Annotated in this window: 1 protein-coding gene; it reads left to right on the forward strand. The window is 64.1% G+C overall.

The window, feature by feature from the left end:
* Nucleotides 1–3: 3 nt before the first annotated feature.
* The coding region (locus ACFOWZ_RS48015) for an IS4 family transposase (protein WP_382381440.1) at nucleotides 4–810 on the forward strand (807 nt) is incomplete at its 3' end.

The raw sequence follows: 810 nt of genomic DNA on the forward strand, positions 1-810 counted from the left end.
GGTGTGCTGACTCGCCTGTTCGACCGTGACCTGGTGGACGAGGTGCTGGTCGAGACAGGGCGTCGGGAGAAGCGTTCGAGGTTGTTGCCGGCGCGGGTGGTTGTTTATTACGTGCTGGCGTTGTGCCTGTTCTTCGGTGACGGCTATGAGGAAGTGATGCGCAAGCTGGTCAACGGCTTGCGGTTTCTGGGGACGTGGCGTGACGGCTGGCAGGTGCCGAGCACGAGCGCGATCTCCCAGGCGCGGCAGCGGCTTGGGGAGGAGCCGTTGCGGGTGTTGTTCGAGCGGGTCGCGGCGCCGATGGCGCAGCCGGGCACCAGGGGCGCGTGGTTTCACGGGTGGCGGGTGATGGCCGTCGACGGAGTGATCTTGGACGTGCCCGACACCGCGGACAATGTCGAGGCGTTCGGCAAGAAGCCTCATCGGGACGGGGAAAGCCCGTTTCCGCAGGTACGGATCGTGGGACTGGGCGAATGCGGCACCCACGCGATCGTGGCCGCGGCGATCGACTCCTGGCGCGTCTACGAACGCGAGTTGCTTGAGCGGATTCTCGATGGTGTCGAGCCGGACATGGTGGTCCTGGCCGACCGTGGGTTCTTCAGCTACGAGTTGTGGTGCCAAGCTCGGCAGACCGAGGCTGAACTGGTCTGGCGTATATCCGATAACGTCGAAGTGCCAGTGCTGGAATGGCTGCCGGATGGCTCGTATCGCAGCGAACTGCTGCCCAAGCAGATCAAAGTCGATCTCAAGCGAGGCAAGCAACGCAACGTGCGCGATGAGATGCGGCTGCCGATCCGGGTCGTGGAATAC

The sequence above is a fragment of the Lentzea rhizosphaerae genome (assembly GCF_042649515.1).
In the GTDB taxonomy this organism is placed as follows: Bacteria; Actinomycetota; Actinomycetes; order Mycobacteriales; family Pseudonocardiaceae; genus Lentzea; species Lentzea aerocolonigenes.